General features: G+C 66.1%; 22 protein-coding genes and 2 tRNA genes. 14 read left to right on the forward strand and 10 right to left on the reverse strand.

The window, feature by feature from the left end:
- Positions 1 to 39 precede the first annotated feature (39 nt).
- Positions 40 to 972 (forward strand): NUDIX domain-containing protein, encoded by a 933-nt coding sequence (locus ACJH71_RS07480; protein WP_406757391.1) that lies wholly within the window; start codon positions 40 to 42, stop codon positions 970 to 972.
- 48 nt (positions 973 to 1,020) lie between these two features.
- Here the strand turns inward: ACJH71_RS07480 and ACJH71_RS07485 are convergent, their stop codons facing one another.
- The 3 genes from ACJH71_RS07485 to leuC all read right to left on the reverse strand — a co-directional run bounded on the left by ACJH71_RS07485 (position 1,021) and on the right by leuC (position 3,962).
- On the reverse strand, positions 1,021 to 1,728 hold the full coding sequence (locus ACJH71_RS07485; RefSeq protein WP_406757392.1) for an HU family DNA-binding protein: 708 nt from the start codon (positions 1,726 to 1,728) through the stop codon (positions 1,021 to 1,023).
- A 188-nt stretch (positions 1,729 to 1,916) separates the two neighbouring features.
- Positions 1,917 to 2,513 carry a 3-isopropylmalate dehydratase small subunit gene (leuD, locus tag ACJH71_RS07490; RefSeq protein WP_406757393.1) on the reverse strand — a complete coding sequence of 199 codons (597 nt, stop codon included), beginning with the start codon at positions 2,511 to 2,513 and terminating at the stop codon, positions 1,917 to 1,919.
- Between the two features lie 30 nt (positions 2,514 to 2,543).
- Positions 2,544 to 3,962, reverse strand: coding sequence for a 3-isopropylmalate dehydratase large subunit (leuC, locus tag ACJH71_RS07495; RefSeq protein ID WP_406757619.1), 1,419 nt, complete (start codon positions 3,960 to 3,962; stop codon positions 2,544 to 2,546).
- Between the two features lie 54 nt (positions 3,963 to 4,016).
- Here leuC and ACJH71_RS07500 point away from each other — a divergent pair, with 54 nt between their 5' ends.
- Both ACJH71_RS07500 and ACJH71_RS07505 read left to right on the forward strand, forming a co-directional pair.
- On the forward strand, positions 4,017 to 4,718 hold the full coding sequence (locus tag ACJH71_RS07500) for an IclR family transcriptional regulator (RefSeq protein ID WP_406757394.1): 702 nt from the start codon (positions 4,017 to 4,019) through the stop codon (positions 4,716 to 4,718).
- Positions 4,719 to 4,759: 41 nt separating this feature from the next.
- Positions 4,760 to 5,260: a pyridoxamine 5'-phosphate oxidase family protein gene (locus tag ACJH71_RS07505; protein ID WP_406757395.1), complete on the forward strand. Its 501-nt coding sequence runs from the start codon at positions 4,760 to 4,762 to the stop codon at positions 5,258 to 5,260.
- A gap of 65 nt (positions 5,261 to 5,325) precedes the next feature.
- Here ACJH71_RS07505 and ACJH71_RS07510 read toward each other — a convergent pair.
- The 4 genes from ACJH71_RS07510 to ACJH71_RS07525 form a co-directional block, all read right to left on the reverse strand.
- Positions 5,326 to 5,398, reverse strand: a tRNA-Glu gene (locus tag ACJH71_RS07510).
- Between the two features lie 73 nt (positions 5,399 to 5,471).
- Positions 5,472 to 5,543 (reverse strand) — tRNA-Gln (locus tag ACJH71_RS07515).
- A 99-nt stretch (positions 5,544 to 5,642) separates the two neighbouring features.
- Complete coding sequence (gene gltX / locus ACJH71_RS07520) at positions 5,643 to 7,115, reverse strand: glutamate--tRNA ligase (protein ID WP_406757396.1); 1,473 nt, start codon at positions 7,113 to 7,115, stop codon at positions 5,643 to 5,645.
- Positions 7,112 to 7,900 carry a fumarylacetoacetate hydrolase family protein gene (locus ACJH71_RS07525; RefSeq protein ID WP_406757397.1) on the reverse strand — a complete coding sequence of 263 codons (789 nt, stop codon included), beginning with the start codon at positions 7,898 to 7,900 and terminating at the stop codon, positions 7,112 to 7,114. Before ACJH71_RS07525 ends, gltX begins: the two co-directional genes overlap by 4 nt.
- A gap of 165 nt (positions 7,901 to 8,065) precedes the next feature.
- Here ACJH71_RS07525 and ACJH71_RS07530 point away from each other — a divergent pair, with 165 nt between their 5' ends.
- From ACJH71_RS07530 to ACJH71_RS07555, 6 genes are all read left to right on the forward strand, one after another.
- The gene (locus tag ACJH71_RS07530) at positions 8,066 to 9,316 is read left to right on the forward strand and encodes an MFS transporter (protein WP_406757398.1); all 1,251 of its coding nucleotides are present in this window, start codon (positions 8,066 to 8,068) and stop codon (positions 9,314 to 9,316) included.
- A 32-nt stretch (positions 9,317 to 9,348) separates the two neighbouring features.
- Positions 9,349 to 9,915 (forward strand): diaminobutyrate acetyltransferase, encoded by a 567-nt coding sequence (ectA, locus tag ACJH71_RS07535; protein WP_406757399.1) that lies wholly within the window; start codon positions 9,349 to 9,351, stop codon positions 9,913 to 9,915.
- Positions 9,916 to 10,103: 188 nt separating this feature from the next.
- A complete protein-coding gene (ectB, locus tag ACJH71_RS07540) occupies positions 10,104 to 11,381 on the forward strand; it encodes a diaminobutyrate--2-oxoglutarate transaminase (protein ID WP_406757400.1) in 1,278 nt (425 codons plus the stop codon).
- Positions 11,378 to 11,785: an ectoine synthase gene (locus ACJH71_RS07545; RefSeq protein WP_406757401.1), complete on the forward strand. Its 408-nt coding sequence runs from the start codon at positions 11,378 to 11,380 to the stop codon at positions 11,783 to 11,785. Before ectB ends, ACJH71_RS07545 begins: the two co-directional genes overlap by 4 nt.
- Complete coding sequence (gene thpD, locus ACJH71_RS07550; RefSeq protein ID WP_406757402.1) at positions 11,782 to 12,690, forward strand: ectoine hydroxylase; 909 nt, start codon at positions 11,782 to 11,784, stop codon at positions 12,688 to 12,690. Before ACJH71_RS07545 ends, thpD begins: the two co-directional genes overlap by 4 nt.
- Positions 12,691 to 12,717: 27 nt before the next feature.
- Complete coding sequence (locus tag ACJH71_RS07555) at positions 12,718 to 13,209, forward strand: DUF3830 family protein (RefSeq protein WP_406757403.1); 492 nt, start codon at positions 12,718 to 12,720, stop codon at positions 13,207 to 13,209.
- Positions 13,210 to 13,297: 88 nt separating this feature from the next.
- Here the strand turns inward: ACJH71_RS07555 and ACJH71_RS07560 are convergent, their stop codons facing one another.
- Positions 13,298 to 14,668: an amidase gene (locus tag ACJH71_RS07560; RefSeq protein WP_406757404.1), complete on the reverse strand. Its 1,371-nt coding sequence runs from the start codon at positions 14,666 to 14,668 to the stop codon at positions 13,298 to 13,300.
- 13 nt (positions 14,669 to 14,681) lie between these two features.
- Positions 14,682 to 15,647 carry a D-2-hydroxyacid dehydrogenase gene (locus ACJH71_RS07565; protein WP_406757405.1) on the reverse strand — a complete coding sequence of 322 codons (966 nt, stop codon included), beginning with the start codon at positions 15,645 to 15,647 and terminating at the stop codon, positions 14,682 to 14,684.
- 81 nt (positions 15,648 to 15,728) lie between these two features.
- Between ACJH71_RS07565 and ACJH71_RS07570 the strand changes: the two genes are divergently transcribed.
- Genes ACJH71_RS07570 through ACJH71_RS07580 form a run of 3 tightly spaced genes read left to right on the forward strand, consistent with a single transcriptional unit; the run spans position 15,729 to position 17,904 of the window.
- On the forward strand, positions 15,729 to 16,496 hold the full coding sequence (locus ACJH71_RS07570; RefSeq protein WP_406757406.1) for an Asp/Glu/hydantoin racemase: 768 nt from the start codon (positions 15,729 to 15,731) through the stop codon (positions 16,494 to 16,496).
- Positions 16,493 to 17,215, forward strand: coding sequence for a maleate cis-trans isomerase (locus ACJH71_RS07575; RefSeq protein WP_406757407.1), 723 nt, complete (start codon positions 16,493 to 16,495; stop codon positions 17,213 to 17,215). Before ACJH71_RS07570 ends, ACJH71_RS07575 begins: the two co-directional genes overlap by 4 nt.
- On the forward strand, positions 17,212 to 17,904 hold the full coding sequence (locus tag ACJH71_RS07580; protein WP_406757408.1) for a GntR family transcriptional regulator: 693 nt from the start codon (positions 17,212 to 17,214) through the stop codon (positions 17,902 to 17,904). Before ACJH71_RS07575 ends, ACJH71_RS07580 begins: the two co-directional genes overlap by 4 nt.
- Before the next feature lie 3 nt (positions 17,905 to 17,907).
- Here ACJH71_RS07580 and ACJH71_RS07585 read toward each other — a convergent pair whose 3' ends face one another.
- Positions 17,908 to 18,726 carry an IclR family transcriptional regulator gene (locus ACJH71_RS07585; RefSeq protein WP_406757409.1) on the reverse strand — a complete coding sequence of 273 codons (819 nt, stop codon included), beginning with the start codon at positions 18,724 to 18,726 and terminating at the stop codon, positions 17,908 to 17,910.
- A 122-nt stretch (positions 18,727 to 18,848) separates the two neighbouring features.
- On the opposite strand from ACJH71_RS07585, the gene ACJH71_RS07590 reads away from it, so the two are divergent.
- Both ACJH71_RS07590 and ACJH71_RS07595 read left to right on the forward strand, forming a co-directional pair.
- Positions 18,849 to 20,288 (forward strand): aromatic ring-hydroxylating dioxygenase subunit alpha, encoded by a 1,440-nt coding sequence (locus tag ACJH71_RS07590; protein WP_406757410.1) that lies wholly within the window; start codon positions 18,849 to 18,851, stop codon positions 20,286 to 20,288.
- Complete coding sequence (locus ACJH71_RS07595) at positions 20,285 to 20,911, forward strand: 3-phenylpropionate/cinnamic acid dioxygenase subunit beta (RefSeq protein WP_406757411.1); 627 nt, start codon at positions 20,285 to 20,287, stop codon at positions 20,909 to 20,911. The genes ACJH71_RS07590 and ACJH71_RS07595 overlap by 4 nt, the downstream gene beginning before the upstream one ends.
- Positions 20,912 to 20,925 lie beyond the last annotated feature (14 nt).

Here is a 20,925-nt window from a genome sequence, read left to right on the forward strand (position 1 = left end):
ACCGCCCACGAAGTCCGAATTGACCTGCAGGAGTGCAAGGTGCTCGAAACGACAGTGTCGAATGGCTCCGGGACGGTAGACAAGGTCGTCCACGCCGCCGGTGCGGTGCTGTGGCGGACGCGGCGCAATGCCGTCGAAGTGGCCCTCATCCACCGCCCGCGCTACGACGACTGGTCACTGCCCAAGGGCAAAGTCGATCCCGGTGAGACCGAACCGGTGACAGCCGTGCGGGAGATCCTCGAGGAGACCGGCCAGCACGCGCAGCTGGGCCGCCGGCTGGGGGCGGTCCGCTATCCGGTCACCCAGGGCGTCAAGAAGGTGCGTTACTGGGCCGCGCAAGCGGTGGGCGGAGATTTCGTGCCCAACCACGAGGTCGACGACATGGTCTGGCTACCGGTCGAAGCCGCAATGCGGGAACTGCAGTACGCCTATGACCGGAAGATATTGCGGCGGTTCGCCAAGCAGCCCGCAGACACCGAAACGGTGTTGATCGTGCGGCACGGCACCGCCGGCCGTCGGTCGCGGTTCTCCGGCGACGACCGCCAACGGCCACTGGACAAGAAGGGGCGTGCGCAGGCCGAAGCGCTCACCGATCAGCTGCTGGCCTTCGGCGCGACCACGGTGTACGCGGCCGACCGGGTGCGCTGTGAGCAGACCGTGGAGCCATTGGCCGCCGAACTCGGGGTGGCGGTACACAGCGAACCGACGCTGAGCGAGGAGTCGTACGCCGACAACCCGAAAAGGGCCCGGCGCCGGGTAGTGGAGATCGCGCAATTGGGCGGCACACCGGTTATCTGCACCCAGGGCAAGGTGATTCCGGATTTGGTCGCCTGGTGGTGCGACCGCGACGGTGTCAGCCCGGACAAGTCGCGCAATCGCAAGGGCAGCACCTGGGTGTTGTCGCTGTCGGGCGGCCGGCTGATCGCCGCCGACCACCTCGGTAGTCCGCTGGCTACCCAAGCACTGGTGTGAACGACCGAGCGCCGCGGGGATAACCCCGCGGCGCTCGGCTATTCGTTGCTACTTGCGACCCTTACGGGCCGGTGCCTTGGTGGCTTTCTTGGCCGGAGCCTTCTTCGCCACGGCCTTGGTGGCGGCCTTCTTGGCGACAACCTTCTTGGCCGGAGCCTTAGTCGCTGCCTTCTTCGCGACAACCTTCTTGGCCGGAGCCTTAGTCACAGCCTTCTTGGCCGGAGCCTTCGTGGCTGCCTTCTTCGCGACAACCTTCTTGGCCGGAGCCTTAGTCGCTGCCTTCTTCGCGACAACCTTCTTGGCCGGAGCCTTAGTCGCTGCCTTCTTGGCGACAACCTTCTTGGCCGGAGCCTTGGCGGCAGTCTTCTTCGCGGCGGCCTTGGTGGCCTTCTTCGCCGGCGACTTCTTCGCGGCCTTCGCGGGCGTGGCGCTGGCACCAGCACCGCGCTTGACGGCGAGCCCCTCGGACGGGACACGCTGCGCGCCAGAAACAATCGCCTTGAACTGCGCCCCGGGGCGGAAGGCGGGAACGGACGTCGGCTTCACCTTGACCGTTTCACCGGTGCGGGGATTGCGGGCCACGCGCGCGGCGCGACGACGACGCTCAAAAACGCCGAACCCGGTGATGGTGACGCTCTCACCCTTGTGGACGGCGCGCACAATGGCATTGACGAAATGCTCGACGGCCTCGGTCGCCGACCGACGGTCGGTGTCCAATTCCTTTGTGAGCACCTCGATGAGCTCTGCTTTGTTCATCCAATCCCTCCGAAACCAGTGGCCCTACTTGAGCCGACTAGAGCACACGGTAAACCCTGATACCACTGATATCCAAGAGCCACGCGCAATTTCAGACGAGATTATGGGCGAATTCGGCAATCCGGTTACCGCCCTTGGACGCTGACGAGAGCGTCGTTTCGACCGGAATTAAGCTCCGGCACGGGGCCTCAAGAAGCAGGCAGAGTGCGCGGTTTCCAGCTCGGGCGAGCCGCCTCGAAAGAATCGATATCGTCGAGTTTCCGCAGCGTAAGGCCTATATCGTCGAGCCCCTCGGACAGCCGCCAGGCGGTGTAGTCGTCAATCGTGAACGCCACCACCACCGTTCCGGCGGTGATATTCCGATCTTGAAGATTGACAGTGATTTCCAGCCCCGGGCTCTGCTCGATGACTTTCCACAGCAGTTCCACATCATCCTGGGCCACCTGGGCCGCCAGCAAGCCAGCCTTGCCAGCATTGCCGCGGAAGATGTCGGCGAATCGGGAGGAGATCACCACCCGGAACCCGTAGTCGAGCAGCGCCCAGACCGCATGTTCCCGCGAGGATCCGGTGCCGAAGTCCGGTCCGGCCACCAGCACCGAACCTTGGTCGAAAGGGCTGAGATTCAGCACAAAGGACGGGTCGGTGCGCCACGTGGCGAACAGGCCGTCCTCAAATCCCGTCCGGGTGATGCGCTTCAAATAGACCGCGGGAATGATCTGGTCGGTGTCGACATTGGACCGCCGCAGCGGGACTCCGATTCCGGTGTGGGTGTGGAAAGCGTCCATGACAAGGCTCCTTTTTCGTACCGGCGGCGGTCAGTTCAAGTCGGCGGGGGCCGACAGCGTCCCACGGACAGCGGTGGCAGCGGCGACGACCGGAGAAACCAGGTGGGTGCGTCCGCCCTTGCCCTGCCGGCCCTCGAAGTTGCGGTTGGACGTCGACGCAGACCGCTGCCCCGGCTCCAGCTGATCGGGGTTCATCCCCAGGCACATTGAGCAGCCGGGTTGGCGCCATTCGGCACCTGCGGCGGTGAAAACCTCCGCAAGGCCCTCGGCTTCGGCCTGATTGCGCACCCGCATCGAACCCGGCACCACGAGCATCCGCACCCCGTCGGCCACCTGATGCCCACGCAACACGTCGGCCACCGCGCGCAGATCCTCGATGCGACCGTTGGTGCACGACCCGACGAAGACCGTGTCGACCGCGATCTCGCGCATCGGCGTTCCCGGTTGAAGGTCCATGTACGCCAACGCCTTCTCCGCGGCCCGTCGCTCGGCCTCGTCGTGGATCGCCTCCGGGTCGGGCACCTGGGCGCCCAGCGGGACACCTTGGCCCGGGTTGGTGCCCCAGGTCACGAACGGCGTCAGCGTGTCCGCGTCGAGGTGGACCTCGGCGTCGAACACCGCACCCGGGTCAGTGCGCAAGCTGCTCCAATAGTCCACCGCGGCGTCCCAGTCGGCGCCGGTCGGCGCGTGCGGCCGGCCGCGCAGGTACTCGTACGTGGTCTCATCGGGAGCGACCATGCCGGCCCGAGCGCCGGCCTCAATGCTCATGTTGCAGATCGTCATCCGGGCCTCCATCGATAGCGCCTCGATGGCGCTGCCCCGGTATTCGATGACGTAACCCTGGCCGCCGCCGGTGCCGATCTGGGCGATCACCGCCAAGATGATGTCCTTGGCCGTGACACCCTCGGCGAGTCGCCCGTCGACATTGACCGCCATTGTCTTGAAAGGCTTCAGCGGCAGCGTCTGGGTGGCCAGCACGTGTTCCACCTCGGAGGTGCCGATACCCATCGCCAGCGCACCGAACGCGCCGTGGGTGGAGGTGTGACTGTCGCCGCAGACCACCGTCGTACCCGGCTGGGTGAGCCCCAGCTGCGGCCCGATGATGTGCACGATCCCCTGATCGATGTCGCCCATCGGGTGCAGCCGGATGCCGAACTCGGCGCAGTTGTGCCGCAACGTCTCGACCTGGGTACGCGACACAGGGTCGGCGATCGGCTTGTCGATGTCGACCGTCGGCACATTGTGGTCCTCGGTGGCGATGGTCAGATCCGGGCGCCGCACCGGACGACCGGCCAACCGCAGCCCCTCGAAAGCCTGCGGGCTGGTGACTTCATGCACCAGGTGCAGATCGATGTAGATGAGGTCGGGTTCGGTCCCACCGCCGGATACCACGACGTGGTCTGCCCAGACCTTCTCGGCCAAGGTGCGAGGCTGCTCGGTCTTGGACATTGCTGCCATCCCCAATCTGTACCGTCTTACATTCTGAGACGCTAGTATCTGTATATGGGACAGCATAGCGGTATCGGCGTTCTGGACAAAGCACTGGCGGTGCTCCACTCAGTCGCCGAATCGCCGTGTGGGCTGGCTGAACTGTGCGAGCGCACCGGCCTGCCCCGCGCCACCGCACACCGGTTGGCCGCAGGCCTGGAGACCCACCGGCTGCTCGGCCGCGACGATGAGGGCCGTTGGCAGATCGGCCCCGCGGTCAGCGAACTGGCGTCCCGCGCCGACGATCCGCTTCGCGCCGCCGGAGCGGCGGTGCTGCCACGGCTGCGAGAGATCACCGGGGAGAGCGTGCAGCTGTATCGCCGCGAGGGTTCCGAACGAGTCTGTGTTGCGGCGCTGGAACCGCCTGCGGGGCTAAGAGACACAGTTCCGGTCGGCGCCCGGTTGCCGATGACGGCCGGTTCGGGCGCCAAGGTCTTGCTGGCCTACGCCGATGCAGGCGTGCAACAGGAAGTGCTGGCGGCGGCCAAGTTCACCAGTCGCACCCTCGCGGAGATGCGCCGGCGGGGCTGGGCGCAAAGCGTTGCCGAGCGCGAGCCCGGGGTGGCCAGCGTGTCGGCACCGGTGCGCGATCACCGCGGCACGGTGGTCGCAGCGATCTCGGTGTCGGGTCCGATCGACCGGATGGGGCGGCGCCCGGGGGCGCGCTGGGCCGACGACCTGCTCGCGGCGGCCGGCGACCTGACGGCCCGGCTGTAACCCGGGCGCGGGGGTCCCGGTCCGCCTGTCAGACTGCAGAGATGGGAACCAAACAGCGCGCACAGATCGTCATGACCGATGCCGAGGTAGCTGACTTCGTCAACACTCACCGCACCGGAACACTGGCCACCATCGGGCCCGACGGCCAGCCCCACCTGACCGCGATGTGGTACGCGGTGCTCGACGGCGAGATCTGGCTCGAGACCAAGGCCAAGTCCCAGAAGGCGGTCAACCTGCGCCGCGATCCTCGGGTCACCTTCCTTCTGGAAGCCGGTCAGACGTACGACACGCTGCGCGGGGCCGCGTTCGAGGGCATCGCCGAGATCGTCGACGACCCCGAGACCATCTTCCGGGTGGGCGTCAGCGTCTGGGAGCGCTACACCGGCCCCTACACCGACGAGATGAAGCCCGGCGTCGACGCGATGATGAACAACCGGGTGGCTGTGCGCATCGTCACACGGCGCACCCGCTCCTGGGACCACCGCAAGCTCGGGTTGCCGGCCATGCCGCTGGCCGGTTCCACCGCCCCGAAGGGCGACTGAACCCACTCTGGATCAGGTCGACACAAAAAGGCCCCGCACCGTGACGGTGCGGGCCTTTTGCGATGTACCCCCGATGGGATTCGAACCCACGCTACCGCCGTGAGAGGGCGGCGTCCTAGGCCGCTAGACGACGGGGGCTAGAACATTTCCGGGTTGCCAGCATAGCTCAACCCGTACGGCCCGCCTAATCGCTTGCAGCGGACCGCTTTTGCTGGGGTACCAGGACTCGAACCTAGAATGGCTGAACCAGAATCAGCTGTGTTGCCAATTACACCATACCCCATTGGCCGGCCATTACCGCTGGTCAGAGTGCCGGTGGGGCACTACTGGCCAGCCGTTCTTGGGCCGACGAGCAGACTACCAAACTTCTAGCGCGAAGTTGTCATCGCGCTTCCCCAACGCCGTCCCGGGCGCTGCGGAGCCGGTCCAAACTGCGGTTCGAGCCCAACAGTTCCAGCGACTCGAACAGTGGCGGGCTGACCAATCCACCGGAGACACCGACCCGGATCGGGCCGAACGCCTTGCGCGGTTTGAGCCCCAGATCGTCCAGCAGCGCGGCCTTCAGCGCAGCCTCGATGTTGGCGGTGGTCCACTCCCCCACGCCCTCCAGGGCCGCAATGGCCGCATCCAACACCGGAGCCGCGTCGGGGCCCAGCTCCTTGGCGGCGGCCCGCGGGTCCAGCTCGTAGTGCGAGTCGTTGAAGAACCTCAGCAGCGGCCATGCGTCCCCGAGCACCACGATGCGGGTCTGCACCAGCGCAGCGGCCACCGCGAAGCCGGCGTCGTCCAGACCGGTGTCCTGTCCGTGGGTGTCGAGATAGCTGCGCAACCGTGCGGTGAAGTCGTCGAGGTCGAGCAGCCGGATGTGCTCGGCGTTGAGCGCATCGGCCTTCTTCTGGTCGAACCGGGCCGGATTGGAGTTGACGTTGACCACGTCGAACGCGGCAACCATCTCGTCGATACTGAACACGTCGCGGTCGTCGGCGATGGACCAGCCAAGCAATGCCAGATAGTTCAACAGTCCCTCGGGGATGAAGCCTCGGTCGCGGTGTGCGAAGAGGTTCGACTGCGGGTCACGCTTGGACAGCTTCTTGGTGCCCTCACCCAAAACAGTTGGCAGGTGGCCGAATTCCGGGATGCGATCGGCGACGCCGATGCGAATCAGCGCCTGGTACAGCGCGATCTGGCGTGGCGTGGACGGCAACAGGTCCTCGCCGCGCAACACGTGGGTGATCTTCATCATGGCGTCATCGACCGGGTTGACCAAGGTGTACAGCGGGTCGCCGTTGGCGCGGGTCAGCGCGAAATCGGGAACGGTGCCCGCCGGAAAGGATGTCTGCCCCCGCACCAGGTCCGCCCAGCCCAGTTCGGTGTCGGGCATCCGCAGTCGCACGACCGGCTTGCGGCCCTCGGCCAGAAAACCGGCGCGCTGCTCGGCGGTCAGCTCGCGGTCGAAGTTGTCGTAACCCAGCTTGGGGTTGCGGCCGGCGGCCAAGTGGCGGGCCTCGACCTCCTCCGGCGTCGAGAACGCCTCGTATGCCTCTCCCGCCGCCAGCAGCCGCGCCACCACGTCACGGTGGATGTCGGCGCGCCGCGACTGCCGGTACGGGCCGTAGGGCCCGCCCACCTCGGGACCCTCGTCCCAGTCCAGATTCAGCCAGCGCAACGCATCCAGCAGCGCCAGGTAGCTTTCCTCGCTGTCGCGTTCGGCGTCGGTGTCCTCCACCCGGAAGACCATGGTTCCGCCGGTGTGGCGGGCGTAAGCCCAGTTGAACAGGGCGGTGCGGATCAGCCCGACGTGCGGCGTGCCGGTCGGTGACGGGCAGAACCGGACGCGAACACCAGATGTGGTCACGAGTTTCCTTTGCGGATAACGGGGTTGGACAGCGTGCCAATGCCTTCGACGGAGACGGACACGGTGTCACCGTGTTCGATGGGGCCGACACCTTCGGGGGTTCCGGTCAGCAGGATGTCGCCGGGCAGCAGCGTCATCACCGCGGAGATCCACTCCACGATGGCGCCGATGTCGTGCATCATCAGCGAAGTCCGGCTGTCCTGCTTGACCACCCCGTTGACCTCGGTGCGAATCGCCAGGTCAGCTGGGTCGAGGTCGGTGACGATCCACGGCCCGATCGGGCAGAAGGTGTCGTGGCCCTTGGCCCGGGTCCACTGCCCGTCGGACTGCTGCTGGTCTCGCGCCGACACGTCGTTGCCGATCGTGTAACCCAGGATGTTGTCCTTGGCCCGCGCGGCCGGCACGTCCTTGCACGGACGTGAGATGACGACGGCCAGCTCACCTTCGTAGTGGACCGGGGAAGCGTTGGCGGGCAGCTGAATCGGCACGTTGGGCCCGATGATCGCGGTGTTGGGTTTGAGGAACATCGTCGGGTTGGCCGGTGGGGCGCCACCCATTTCGGCGATATGTGCCGCGTAGTTCTTCCCGATGCAGACCACCTTGCTAGCCAGGATGGGCGCCAGCAGGCGCACGTCGGCCAACGGCCAGGACCGGCCGGTGAACTCCGGTGTGCCGAACGGATGCTCGGCGATCTCGCGGGCAGTCATCTCGTGTGGCCGGTCCGGGTCTCCTTCAAGACTGACGAAGGCGACACCGTCCGGGCTGGCAATTCGGCCTAGGCGCATTCGAGCAAGCCTAATGGCGATCACAAGCGCGGCGGAGCCGGGCGCAGTGGGTCGCCATCAATCGGCTCAGGCCGATCACAAGCGCGGCGGAGCCGGGCGCAGTGGGTCGCCATCAATCGGCGTAGCTCGCGTCCCTGGTAGACCCGCCTGTGGAAGCATGGTCGGATGTCCACCGAGCCGATCGGCAAAGCCGCTCGCTGGTCGGTCGTGGTCGTCGCCCTGATGGCCACGCTGTGTTCATTCGTCTTCATCAACGGCATCGCCTTCGTCATCCCGATGCTGGAGACCAAACGGGAAACCAACCTGGCGATGGCCGGCCTGCTGGCCTCGATGCCCAGCTTCGGAATGGTGCTGACCCTGTTCGCGTGGGGCGCGTTATTGGACCGCATCGGCGAGCGAATCGTATTGAGTGTTGGCTCCGCGTTGACCGCGCTGGCCACGTTCGCGGCCGCCTCGATGGAGTCGCTGGTCGGGGTCGGCGCGTTCCTGTTTCTCGGCGGTATGGCCGCCGCCAGCGCCAACAGCGCCAGCGGGCGCTTGGTGACGGGCTGGTTCCCGCCGCACCAGCGCGGATTGGTGATGGGTATCCGCCAGACGGCGCAGCCGTTGGGCATCGCGCTGGGGGCCGAGGTGATCCCCGAACTGGCTGAGCACGGGCTGGCGCGGGCGTTGATGTTTCCCGCAACGCTGTGCGCAGTCGCGGCGGTGGCGTGTGCGATCGGCGTGGTGGATCCGCCGCGCATGCCACGGTCGGCGGCCTCTGGCACTGAACTCGCCAGCCCCTACAACAGTTCGAAGGTGCTGTGGCGCATCCACCTGTCCTCGGCTCTGCTGATGGTTCCGCAGTGTGTGCTCGCCACTTTCATGCTGGTGTGGCTGATCGTGGACACCGATTGGTCCATCGCCGCCGCAGGCGGTCTGGTGACGGTGTCGCAGCTGCTCGGCGCCGCCGGGCGGGTGGCCGCCGGCCGGTGGTCCGACCGCGTCAGGTCGCGGCTGCGCCCGATTCGCAGCCTCGCCGTCGCCGGAGCGCTGGCGATGCTGGCTCTGGGCACCGCCGACCATCTGCACTCCCGTCTCGCCGAAGCGGCCATGGTCGTCGCGGCGGTTATCACCGTGCTGGACAACGGATTGGCCTCGACCGCAGTCGCCGAGATCGCCGGCCCCTACTGGAGCGGTCGTGCACTGGGCATCCAGAACACCACTCAGCGGTTGACCGCCGGGATCGCTCCCCCGGTCTTCGGTGCGCTGATCGGTGCCGCCGGTTACCCGGTGGCGTTTGCGTTGTGCGGACTGTTCCCGCTGGCCGCACTGCGTTTGGTACCGGTGAGCGCTGAACCCGAAGGCCGCTCGGCACTGGAGGCGCTGCGAACCCTGCGAGTGCCGCCCGGGCCGCCGCCCGACCCGTCCACGTAACCCCGAGCCGGCGGCCAAGTACCGTCGAAACGATGACGGATACGGATCTTGTCCGGCTTCGGACACCAACTGTGGCGGACGGCCCAGCCCTATGGCAGATGGCCGTCGACAGCGCCACTCTCGACGTCAACTCGCCCTACGCATACCTACTGTGGTGCCGCGATTTCGCCGCTACCTCGGTGGTTGCCGAGGTCGGCGGAGAACCCGGCGGTTCAGCGAGGCTCGACGCAGGAGAGGCGAAGCCGCGACCGCCGCATCAACTCGGCGGCTTCGTCAGCGGCTACCGGCGCCCAGATCAGCCGGAGACCCTGATGGTCTGGCAGGTAGCTGTCAACGCTGCTCACCGTGGCGCCGGCCTGGCCGGGCGGATGCTCGACCACCTGGCGAGCGCGCAGCTCGCCCAGGGCGTGACACATCTTGAGACCTCGATCACACCGGATAACGAAGCCAGCCGACGACTCTTTGGCGCTTTCGCCCGCCGATGGGACGCGCCACTGGCGTGTTCCGAGCTGTTCGGAGCGGATTTGTTCACCGAATCTCATTTGGCAGAAGAACTGTTTCGGATCGGACCGCTTCGGGTACACCCACGACGCCGGTGAGGGCGTGGCAAGGTTGAGATCACAAAATGGTCTCGGTAAGGTCACGGACGCGCAAACGTGAGCCCCGACAGACCTAGTGCGGGGGCATACGAGCGGGGTGGTGGGTCGAGCCGAGATCACCCGCGGCACGAGTTTGATGTCGACCTGTCGTTCCGTTCCGTTGTATGTGACCGACGGACGGAGGAACTATGACGATTTTCGAAACCCTTGAATCCGAAGTACGAAGTTATTGCCGGTCCTGGCCGGTGATGTTCGACCGCGCCAGTGGCTCTCGGATGTGGGATGTCAACGGCAAGGAATATCTGGACTTCTTTGCGGGCGCCGGAGCGCTCAATTACGGCCACAATCACCCCGACCTGCGGGCGCCGTTACTGGAATACCTCAGCTCGGATCGAGTGGTGCACAGCCTCGATATGAACACCGTCGCCAAGGCTGAGTTCCTGGAGCGCTTCAACGAGGTGATCCTCAAGCCCCGCGAGCTCAACTACAAGGTGCAATTTCCCGGACCCACCGGGACCAATGCGGTGGAGTCGGCGCTGAAGCTGGTGCGCAAGATCACCGGCCGCGAGAGCATCATCAGCTTTACCAACGCTTTTCACGGAATGACGCTGGGTGCGCTGAGCGTGACCGGCAACTCGATGAAGCGCGGCGGTGCCGGGATTCCGCTGGTGCACGCCACCCCGATGCCCTATGACAACTACCTCCACGGCGCTACCCCCGACTTCATCTGGTTCGAGCGACTGCTGCAGGACAGCGGCAGCGGCCTGAACGACCCGGCGGGGGTGATCGTCGAGACTGTGCAGGGTGAGGGCGGAATCAACGTGGCCCGCCTGGAATGGCTGCGCGGCCTGGCCGACCTGTGCCAGCGCCACAACCTGCTGCTGATCGTGGACGACGTCCAGATGGGCTGTGGGCGCACCGGACCGTTCTTCAGCTTCGAGGCGGCCGGCATCGTTCCCGACATCGTCTGTCTGTCCAAGTCGATCAGCGGGTACGGGCTCCCGATGGCACTGACGCTGCTGAAGCCGGAACTGGACGTGTGGGAGCCGGGCGAGCACAACGGCACATTCCGCGGCCAGAACCCGTCGTTCGTGACCGCCGCTGCGGCGCTGAACTTCTGGACCGACAATCGGTTGGAGAAGTCGGTACTGCGCAAGGGTGAACTGATCGAACAGGCGCTGACCGAAGTGGTGGACCCGATCCCCGGCGTCAGCACCCGGGGTCGCGGCCTGATCCGCGGCGTGGCCTTCGAACGACCGGAGCTGGCTGGAGAGGTATGCCGTGAGGCGTTCGAGCGCGGGCTGCTGCTGGAGACCTCTGGCCCCGAAAGCGAGGTTGTAAAACTCATGCCGCCGTTGGTCATTGACGACGACGATCTGGCCGAAGGCCTGACGATCGCCGCCCAATCGATCGAAGCCGTCGCCGCCCGTCAACTCACCGCAACCACGTCAGGAGCCAGCCGATGATCGTCCGTACCCTCGCCGAGATCAAGGGCACCGACCGCGACGTCCAGTCCAAAACCTGGAACAGCCAGCGGCTGCTGTTGGCCCGCGACGGGCAGCGGTTCTCGATGCACGAGACCTGCCTGTACGCCGGTACCGAGACCTCGATGTGGTACGCCAACCACGTTGAGGCGGTGTACTGCGTCGGCGGCGAAGGCGAGCTGATCAACGACGAGACCGGCGAGGTGCACCCGCTGCATGACGGCACGCTGTACCTGCTCGACGGTCACGAGCACCACCGCGTTGTCGCCCACACCGACCTGCGCATGGTGTGCGTATTCGACCCGCCGGTCACCGGGCAGGAGGTGCACGACGACACCGGCGCGTACCCCCTGCTCACGGAACAACCACAGGAGACGGCATCGTGACCCCTCCCCTGACCGAGCAAGGCCTCGTCGACCGCTACCCTACGCGCAACAACGTCACGATCGGTATCGAACCGCGGCACGACCCGGTGGTCTGGGCCGCAGAAGCCAACGGCGGCGGCCCGTTGAGCCCGCAACGGGTCGCGCAATTCGACGCCGACGGATTTCTGGCCGTCGACACCGTTTTGGACGCCGACGTCGTGGCAGACCTGCGTAACGAGCTGGACCGCCTGCGCGCCGACGCCGCGCTGGCCGCCGACGAGCGCTCGATCTGCGAGCGCGACAGCGGCCAGATCCGGTCGATCTTCGAGGTGCACCGGATCAGTCCGGCGTTCGCCGCGCTGGTCGCAGACCCGCGCCTGGTGGGACCGGCCCGTCAACTGCTCGGCTCCGACGTCTATGTGCACCAGAGCCGGGTCAACTTCAAGCCGGGGTTCAACGGCCGAGAGTTTTACTGGCACTCCGATTTTGAGACCTGGCATGCCGAAGACGGCATGCCCACCCCACGCGCGGTCAGCGTCTCGGTGGCCCTCACCGAGAACCTGGACAGCAACGGATCGCTGATGATCATGCCCGGGTCGCACCGTTGGTTCGTGTCGTGCCCAGGCCAGACCCCGCCGGATCACTACCGCTCGTCGCTCAAGCAGCAGGAGATCGGCACGCCCGACGATGCGAGCCTGACCTGGTTGGCCGATCAGCATGGGATTCGTCAGATCACCGGACCGGCCGGGTCCGCGGTGTTCTTCGACAGCAACTGCATGCACGGATCGAGCAGCAACATCACGCCATATGCACGCTCGAACGTGTTCATCGTCTACAACAGCGTGGACAACGCCCTGGTGGAGCCGTTCGGCGCTGCCGTTCCGCGACCGACATTCATCGCCAGCCGCGTCTTCGACCCGGTGTAGACCCGGCGGGAGAGGAAAGAGGCTGCTGTGGCACGTTTCCTGTCCATCACGCTGACCGGGCGCGGGGTGTCTTGCCGGGCGCGACTGCTCGAGGAGCAGGCGCCCCTGACCTGCGCCGTGGTCTGGGAAGCGCTACCCGTCGCAGGCCAGGCCTATCACGGCAAGTACGCCCGCAACGAGGTCTACACGCTGTTGCCACCACTGGGCTCCCCCGGACGCGAGAACACCACGGTCACACCAATCCCCGGCGATGTCTGCTTCTTCGACTTCGACGCCGGTGACATCGGCAACCCCGCCTACGGCTATGACAAGGACGGGCAGGCGAATTCACCACTGGGCGCCACCGACCTGGCGATCTTCTACGGCCGCAACAATCTGTTGATCAATGGCGACGTCGGGTGGGTGCCCGGCAATGTCTTCGCCACGATCGAGGACGGCCTGACCGAGATGGCCGCCGCCTGCAACGACTTGTGGATGGCCGGTGCGGTCGGCGAACAGTTGGCCTTCGCCCGGGCCTGACCCTTTCCGGCGAGAGTGCATGTCTGCACAGCGACACGCCGTTGACGACGGCATTCTGCGCACGCTCGCTGGTGGAACGGGACTGTATCTAGCCCAAGACCCGCTCGGCGAACAAGCCGGCCGCCAGCACCAGATCGTCGCTGTGCCGGGGGCCGATGATCTGCATGCCGATCGGCAGACCCTCCGCCGTGGCGCCGATCGGGATGCTCAGCGCCGGCTGTTGAGTCATGTTGAAGGGGTAGGTGAACGGCGTCCACTGGGCCCACCACCGCAGATCGGAATCGACCGGCACGTCGTGGCCGGCGGCGAAGGCCGCAATCGGGGTGGTCGGCGTGATCAGTAAGTTGTGCCGTTCGTGGAAGCGCCCCATGGCAACACCCAGATCCACACTCACCTGGCGGGCGGCCAGATAGTCGACGCCCGACACCGCCGTCCCCCGGTCCCACATGTCGGCCAGCCCGGGGTCGACGAGCCCGCGGTCGCCTTCCCGGCCACGCAGGCTGCCCGCCGCCCCGGTTGCCCACAGCACCTCGAACGCGTCGATCGGGTCGGCGAAGCCGGGATCGGCCACTAGAACGTTCAATCCGGCGTCGGCCAGCGCCTGAACGGCCTCGGCCACCGCGGACGCGATCTGCGGGTCGACGTCGACATATCCCAGCGTCGGCGAATACGCCACGTCGAGACCGACCACGTCGCGCCGGACTTCGCCGCGGTAAGTCGTCAAAGTCGGCGGCAACGACGTGGGGTCGCGAAAATCTGGCAGCGCGATGATGTCCATCAGCATGGCGGCGTCTTCGACGGTCCGGGTGATCGGGCCGGCGTGCGCCAGTGGCCCGAACGGGCTGATCGGATACATCGGCACGCGGCCATGAGTGGGTTTGAAACCCACCACCCCACAGAAACTCGCGGGAATCCGGATGCTGCCGCCACCGTCGGTGCCGATAGCCAAGGGCGCCATCCCGGCGGCGACCGCGGCGGCGCTGCCGCCCGAGGAGCCGCCCGCGGTGCGCGTGGTGTCGACGGGATTGCGGGTGACGCCGGTACGCGGGCTGTCGGTGACGCCCTTCCAGGCCAGTTCCGGGGTGGTCGTCTTACCGAGCAGCACCATGCCGTCGTTGCGGATCTTGTTCACCGCCGGGCTGTCGTCGGGCCACGGCCCCGCCGCGTCGGCGAGCAGCGATCCCCGCAGGGTCGGCCAACCGGCGGTGTGGAAGACGTCTTTGATCGCGATCGGCACCCCGTCCAGCAGTCCCTTGGTGTAGTTGCCGCCCCAGCGGACCTCGGACTTGCGGGCCTCCGACAGCGCCGCCTCCTCGTCGACCAGACAGAAGGCGTTGACCTCGCCGTCACGTTCGCTGATCGCCGCGAGCGCTGCGGCGGTGGCTTCCACCGGTGACAGCTCGCCGGAGGTGTAGGCGGCGACCAGTTGCAGGGCACTCAGTTCGGTGGGGTGAGTCATACGACGTGCCTCCTCAACCGGTTTCGCTGGTCGCCGACGCGCGGCGCTTGTCGACCACGTTGTGCAGCGGCTGGCCGGACATGTACCGGCGGAAGTTGGCGATGAACTGTTGCTGCAATGCGTTTCGCCAACCCTTGATGTCACCGCTGTTGTGCGGTGTCAGGCGTACGTTGGGGACTCTCCACAGCGGATGATCGGCCGGGAGCGGCTCTGGGTCGACGACATCGAGTGCGGCTCCGGCAATGACGCCGGCCTGCAGCGCCGCCACCAACGCATCGGTGTCTACCAGCTCGCCGCGGCCTACGTTGATCAGTCGCGCCGTCGGCCGCATCGCGTCGAGCACCCCGGAATCGACCATGCCCCGGGTCTGCGACGTCAGCGGCGCGGCCAGCACCACATAGTCGGCGTCGGCGACTGCGGCCAACACATCGGTGGTGATCGCGCCGATGTCGGGATCCTCGCGGACGCTGCGTCCAACGCCGCGTACCGACATTCCGACCGCACGCAACAACCGGGCGATGGCCCGCCCGACCGGCCCGGGCCCGACGATCGTGACCGATGCGCCGGCAATCGGCTCGCTGTCGAAGTGCTCCCACCGTTGGACGCGCTGAGCGTCCCAGGACCGCCGGAAGTCCTTGGCGAAGGCCAGGATCTGCCCGAGCACATACTCGGCGATCGGTTCCTCGAAGATTCCGCGGGAATTGGTGATGACGACATCGCTGTCGATCAACTCGTCGAAGAGCACGGCGTCCACCCCGATGGCGGCAACCTGCACCCAGCGCAATGCCTCGGCGGAAGGCCACACCGATGCCAGTGCGGGAGAAGAGAAGTCGTACAAGAAGAGCACGTCGGCACCGACAATGCCGTCGGCCAGCCGCGATGACGGAACCAGGCGTAGCTCCGCGTCTGCGCTGATCGAATCGAGTTGTGCGGGGACCGACTCGCCGTGCTGGACGGTCACCACCGGCCGCGCGTCCACATTGACACCGTAAAAACAGATCGTATGATTGTCAACAATCCAGGGCTGGCCTGGGGGTGGAACGTCAGTATGGGGAAACCCATGGATCTGTCCCAGTTTCCGGAGTTGCCGGACTTCGACGGGCCGGTCGATCAGCGCGGTGTCGGCATCATCGCGCCGTTCGATCTGGCGATCGAACGCGAACTGTGGCGCTGGATCCCTGCCGAGGTGACGCTGCACCTGGCACGTACGCACTACGAACCTGTCCCGGTCAGCCGAGCCATGGCCGAACTGGTGTCTGACACCAATCATCTACAGGCGGCGACCCGAGACGTGCTGCACGTCGAGCCGGAGGTGGTTGCCTATCTGTGCGCGTCGGGGAGCTTCATCCACGGCGTCGAGTACGAGAAGACGCTGGTCTCGGCCATCGAATCCGCCGGAGCCAAGGCAGCGGTCACCACGTCGGGCGCACTGGCTGAAGCGATCATCGCGCTGGACATTTCGCGGATCAGCGTCCTGACCCCCTACGACGGGGAGTTGACCGACCTGCTGCGGGTGTTTTTGAACCAGCTCGGGGTGTCCGTGCTGCACTCCGATCATCTGGGACTGGGTGGCGGGATCTGGAAGGTCAACTACCGCACCGTGGCCGAACGGATTTTGGCCGCGGATCGCCCGGAGGCGCAGGCCATCTTCGTCAGCTGTACCAACCTGCGGACCTACGACATCATCGCTCCCCTGGAGCAGATGCTGGGTAAGCCGATCCTCACGGCCAATCAACTGACGATGTGGGCGTGCCTGGGGCGGATGGACCTGCCGATGATGGGACCCGGCCGGTGGCTCCGCGATGTCTTCACCGGAGCCCCCCAATGACCGGCGCACCACCGACCGTCGGGTTCATCTATCCCGACCACGCCGCCGAGTCGGACTACCCCCATGCCGCCCGCCTGCTGGGCGTGCACCTGCCCGTCGCGCACATCTACGGCACCGACCTGCATGCCGTGCCGGAACTGATGGACCTCGGCAGTCCAGCCAGACTCGCCCACGGCGCTGCGTTGCTGACACCGCAGCAGCCCGCCGCGGTGGTCTGGGCGTGCACGTCGGGAAGCTTCGTGTTCGGCCCCTCCGGCGCTGCCGAGCAGGTTGATCGACTGGCAGCGGAAGCCGGCGTGCCCGCCTCGAGTACGTCGTTCGCGTTCGTGCACGCCCTGGCCGCGCTCGGCTGCCGCCACGTTGCGGTCGCCGCCAGCTATCCGCGCGACATCGCCCAGCTGTTTGTGGATTTCGTTGCCGCCCACGGTGTCACCGTCGAAGCCATGGGAGATTCCGGCATCCCCACCGCGGCGGAGGTGGGCCGGCTGACGCCTGGCCAAGTCCGAGAACTCGCACTGCGCAATGACTCCCCTCGGGCCGATGCGCTGCTGATCCCCGACACCGCCATGCACACCGTCGCCCAGGTCGACGAACTCGATCGACTGCTCGGCAAGCCGGTACTGACCGCCAATGTGGTGACGGTGTGGGAAGGTTTGCGCATCGCCGGGATAAGCCGGCGGACAACCGGGCTGGGCGCATTGTTCGAGGATGGGCGATGACAATCTCACATGATGCCGGGTTCGAGCCATTGAGCCGGCCCTCGACGGCGGAGCTGATCGCCGAGCGGCTCCGGGAGGCGATCACCCGCGGCCGGCTGGCGCCGGGTCAACAACTCGGCGAAGCGACCCTGGCCGCGCAGTTCGCGGTGTCGCGCGGCCCGCTACGCGAGGCAATGCAGCGGCTGGTGGCCGAAGGGTTGCTGCGCAGCGAACGCAATCGGGGCATTTTCGTCGTCGAACTCACCGATGACGACGTCCGCGATGTGTACCAGGCACGCAAGGCCATCGAACGCGCCGCCGTCATCGAAGTGCTGCGCGGCGACACCCGCACCGCGGCCGCCCGACTGCGTGGCCCGGTAGAGGCCTTGCGCGTTGCCGCGTCCCAGGGCGACGGCGCCGCGGCAGCCGATGCCGACCAGGCGTTCCACGAGGTGCTCGTCGAGTGCGCCGGCAGTCCACGACTGCACCGCGCGATGCGGACCCTGCTTTCGGAAACCCGAATACTGCTGGGCGAACTCGAAGAGGCCTACCCCGACCTGCGCGATCAGGTCACCGAACATGTCGTGCTGCGCAAGGCGATCGGTGCCGGTGACGAGGGCCTCGCGATCCGGCTGATCGACGAACACATGGACGACGCCGTACGTCGCCTGTTGGCGCGGCGGGCACAGCTGCTCTTGGCCCCGTCGTAGCTGTTAGCCGATCTGGTCGCCGATCTCTTTGGCCGCCTCGACCAATACGGCCGCCACCCCTCGGTACTGCGAACTGCTCAGTCGGTGAACGGGCGCTGCGGCATTGAGCGCCAGCAGAACTCCCGGCGCACGCGTAGGAATGGGCACCGCGACCGAAGCGACTCCATCCTCACTTCCCTCCCGGTTCACCGCGTACCCCTGTTGTCGTATCTGACTGAGCTCGCGTTGCAGCTGCGTCCTGGTGCCGACCGAATGTGCCGTCACGCGCGGCAGCTCGTCGTCTGGGTACAGACGGGCGATGTCGGCATCGGACAACCGCGCCAGCAGCGCCTTGCCGGTTGAGGTGCAGTGCGCCGGCATCGTGCGCCCGAGCCGTGAGGCAACCCGAACGGCAGCCTGCCCCTCAGCGGCGGCGATGAAGCGAACGCCTGAGCCCTCAAGCATTCCGAGATGGACCGACTCGTTGAGGCGTTCGCTGAGGCGCAGCAAAACCGGCTTTGCCGCACCCTCGACATCGATGCGGTTGAACACCGAGAACGCCACGCTCATCAGCGCGGGCCCGGGGTGATAGGCCTTGGACACCGGATCCTGGCGCACGAAGCCCCGATATTGCAGCATGGCCAACAGACGATGGGCCGTGGAGGATGCGACGTCCAAGTGTTTGGCCGCGTCCGTCAACCGGATCTGCGGCTGCTCTCCCAACAACAGGAGAAGCTTCAGCGCCCGGTCCACCGATCCGATCGGATACTGCGGCACACCCCAGTCTGGAGCCGCGGCGCCGGCGCCCTCGCCGGTCGGCCCCAGCGGTTCATCGCTCTGCATGCCAGAGACAGTACTGCGGGTTGTTGACCTTTTAACCGGCATCCTGGCAAAGTTTTCTCCACGCCCCAGAGATTTTCTCTGCATACCAGACAACGCGGGCCTTCACGACTGGAGACGCATCGATGAGTGATCACCGGCATGTCCTCGATGAGGTCAGGCGGGGAATGATCCCAGCGCACATCTACAACGACGCCGAAATCTTCGAACTGGAGAAAGAGCGACTCTTCCGCCGCGCCTGGATGTTCGTGGCGCACGAGTCGGAGATACCCCAGGGCGGCGACTACGTGGTGCGGCGCCTGCTCAACGACTCCTTCATCATTGCGCGCGACTCCAAGGGCGACGTGCGGGCCATGTTCAACATGTGCCTGCATCGTGGGATGCAGGTATGCCGCGCCGAGATGGGCAACGCCTCCAATTTCCGATGCCCCTACCACGGCTGGTCGTACCGCAATGACGGGCGCATCACCGGCCTGCCCTTCCACCAAGAGGCCTACGGCGGCGAGGCCGGCTTTTCCAAGCGGGGCCAGACCCTATTGCCGGCACCAGGTCTCGCCAGTTACAACGGGCTGATCTTCATCAGCCTTGACCCGCAAGCTCCCCCGCTCGAAGAGTTTCTCGGCGATTTCAGGTTCTATCTGGACTTCTACACCAAGCAGAGCCGCAGCGGCCTCGAGGTGCGCGGCCCGCAACGGTGGCGCATCAAGGCGAACTGGAAGATCGGCGTCGAGAACTTCGCCGGCGACATGTATCACACCCCCCACACCCACGCCTCTGTCGTCGATATCGGGCTGTTTCGTGAACCGAAGGCGCAGAAGCGCAAAGACGGCGCAACGTACTGGGCGACCTGCGGCGGCGGTACCACCTACAAACTGCCGCCGGGCACCTTTGAGGAACGGATGCGCTATGTCGGCTACCCCGACGACATGGTGGGGCGAATCAAGGACGTGTGGTCACCCGACCACCAGCGCATGGTCGCCGACGACGGTTTCATGATCTCGGCGGCATCGGTCTTCCCCAACATGAGCCTGGTGCACAACTGGCCGAAGATTCAAGACAGTGAAGACGTGTTGCCGTTCATATCGATTCGCACCTGGCAGCCGATCAGCGAGAACGAAACCGAGGTGTACTCCTGGTTCGCGGTCGACGCGGCCGCACCCGAGCAGTTCAAGAAGGACTCCTACAAGGCCTATCTGATGTGCTTCGGCTCCACGGGCATGTTCGAACAGGACGACGTGGAGAACTGGGTGTCGCTGACCAATACCGCCGCCGGATCCATGGCCCGCCAACTGTTGCTCAATGGCCGGATGGGCCTGCTCGCCGACGACACTCCGGTGGTCAATGCCCTACCGCCGGAGCAATTCCATGGACCAGGTACCGCTCAAGTCGGCTATAACGAGAACAATCAGCGGGCGATGCTTCGGATGTGGGCCGATCACCTCGAAATGCCTGCGGTGGCGACCACCACCGCGGCGATGGGCACACAGCGCGAAGGCATCACGCCCCTGGTGCAGACCAACGGCACGTCGGCATGCGAGGACGCCTGCGAGGAGGCCCGGGTATGACATCCGCCGAGAAAAGCACGCGGGCGGGGTTTCCACGACCGAGCGATGCCGGCGGCCCCTGGGAGCTGGCAGTCCTGGGTGGTCATGCACCAACGAAGGTCCGTACCGGTAAGCCCTTACCGTTCAACGACACCCGACACCTGCAGGCACATCAGTTCTTGGTCGATGAGGCCTATCTTCTCGACGCGCAGCAGTACACCGAATGGCTCGACACTCTCACCGAGGACATCCACTACTTCATGCCCGTGCGAGTGACCACCGCCTCCGGCGCTGGGTTCGACACGTCGCCCGGCATGGCTCACTTCGACGAGAACAAGTACTCCCTGCACAGACGCGTCGCGCGCTTTGCGACCGAACACGCCTGGACCGAAGACCCGCCGTCACGGCTGCGCCATCACATCACCAACGTCCGCACCTTTGCCTGCGACGATGACCAGCACCTGATCGTCGAGTCGGCCGAACTGCTCTTCCGCAGCCGCGGCGACGTCAACGAGGCTGCGCTGGTCTCCTGCGGCCGCGAAGATCTGTTACGCCTGACTGATCACGGATGGAAGTTGGCGCGCCGCACCATCTATGTCGATGAGTCGGTCATTCGCATGCAGAACCTGGCGGTCTTCCTGTGAGCGCACTCGACGAC

The sequence above is a fragment of the Mycobacterium sp. SMC-15 genome, assembly GCF_045310925.1.
Taxonomy (GTDB): domain Bacteria; phylum Actinomycetota; class Actinomycetes; order Mycobacteriales; family Mycobacteriaceae; genus Mycobacterium.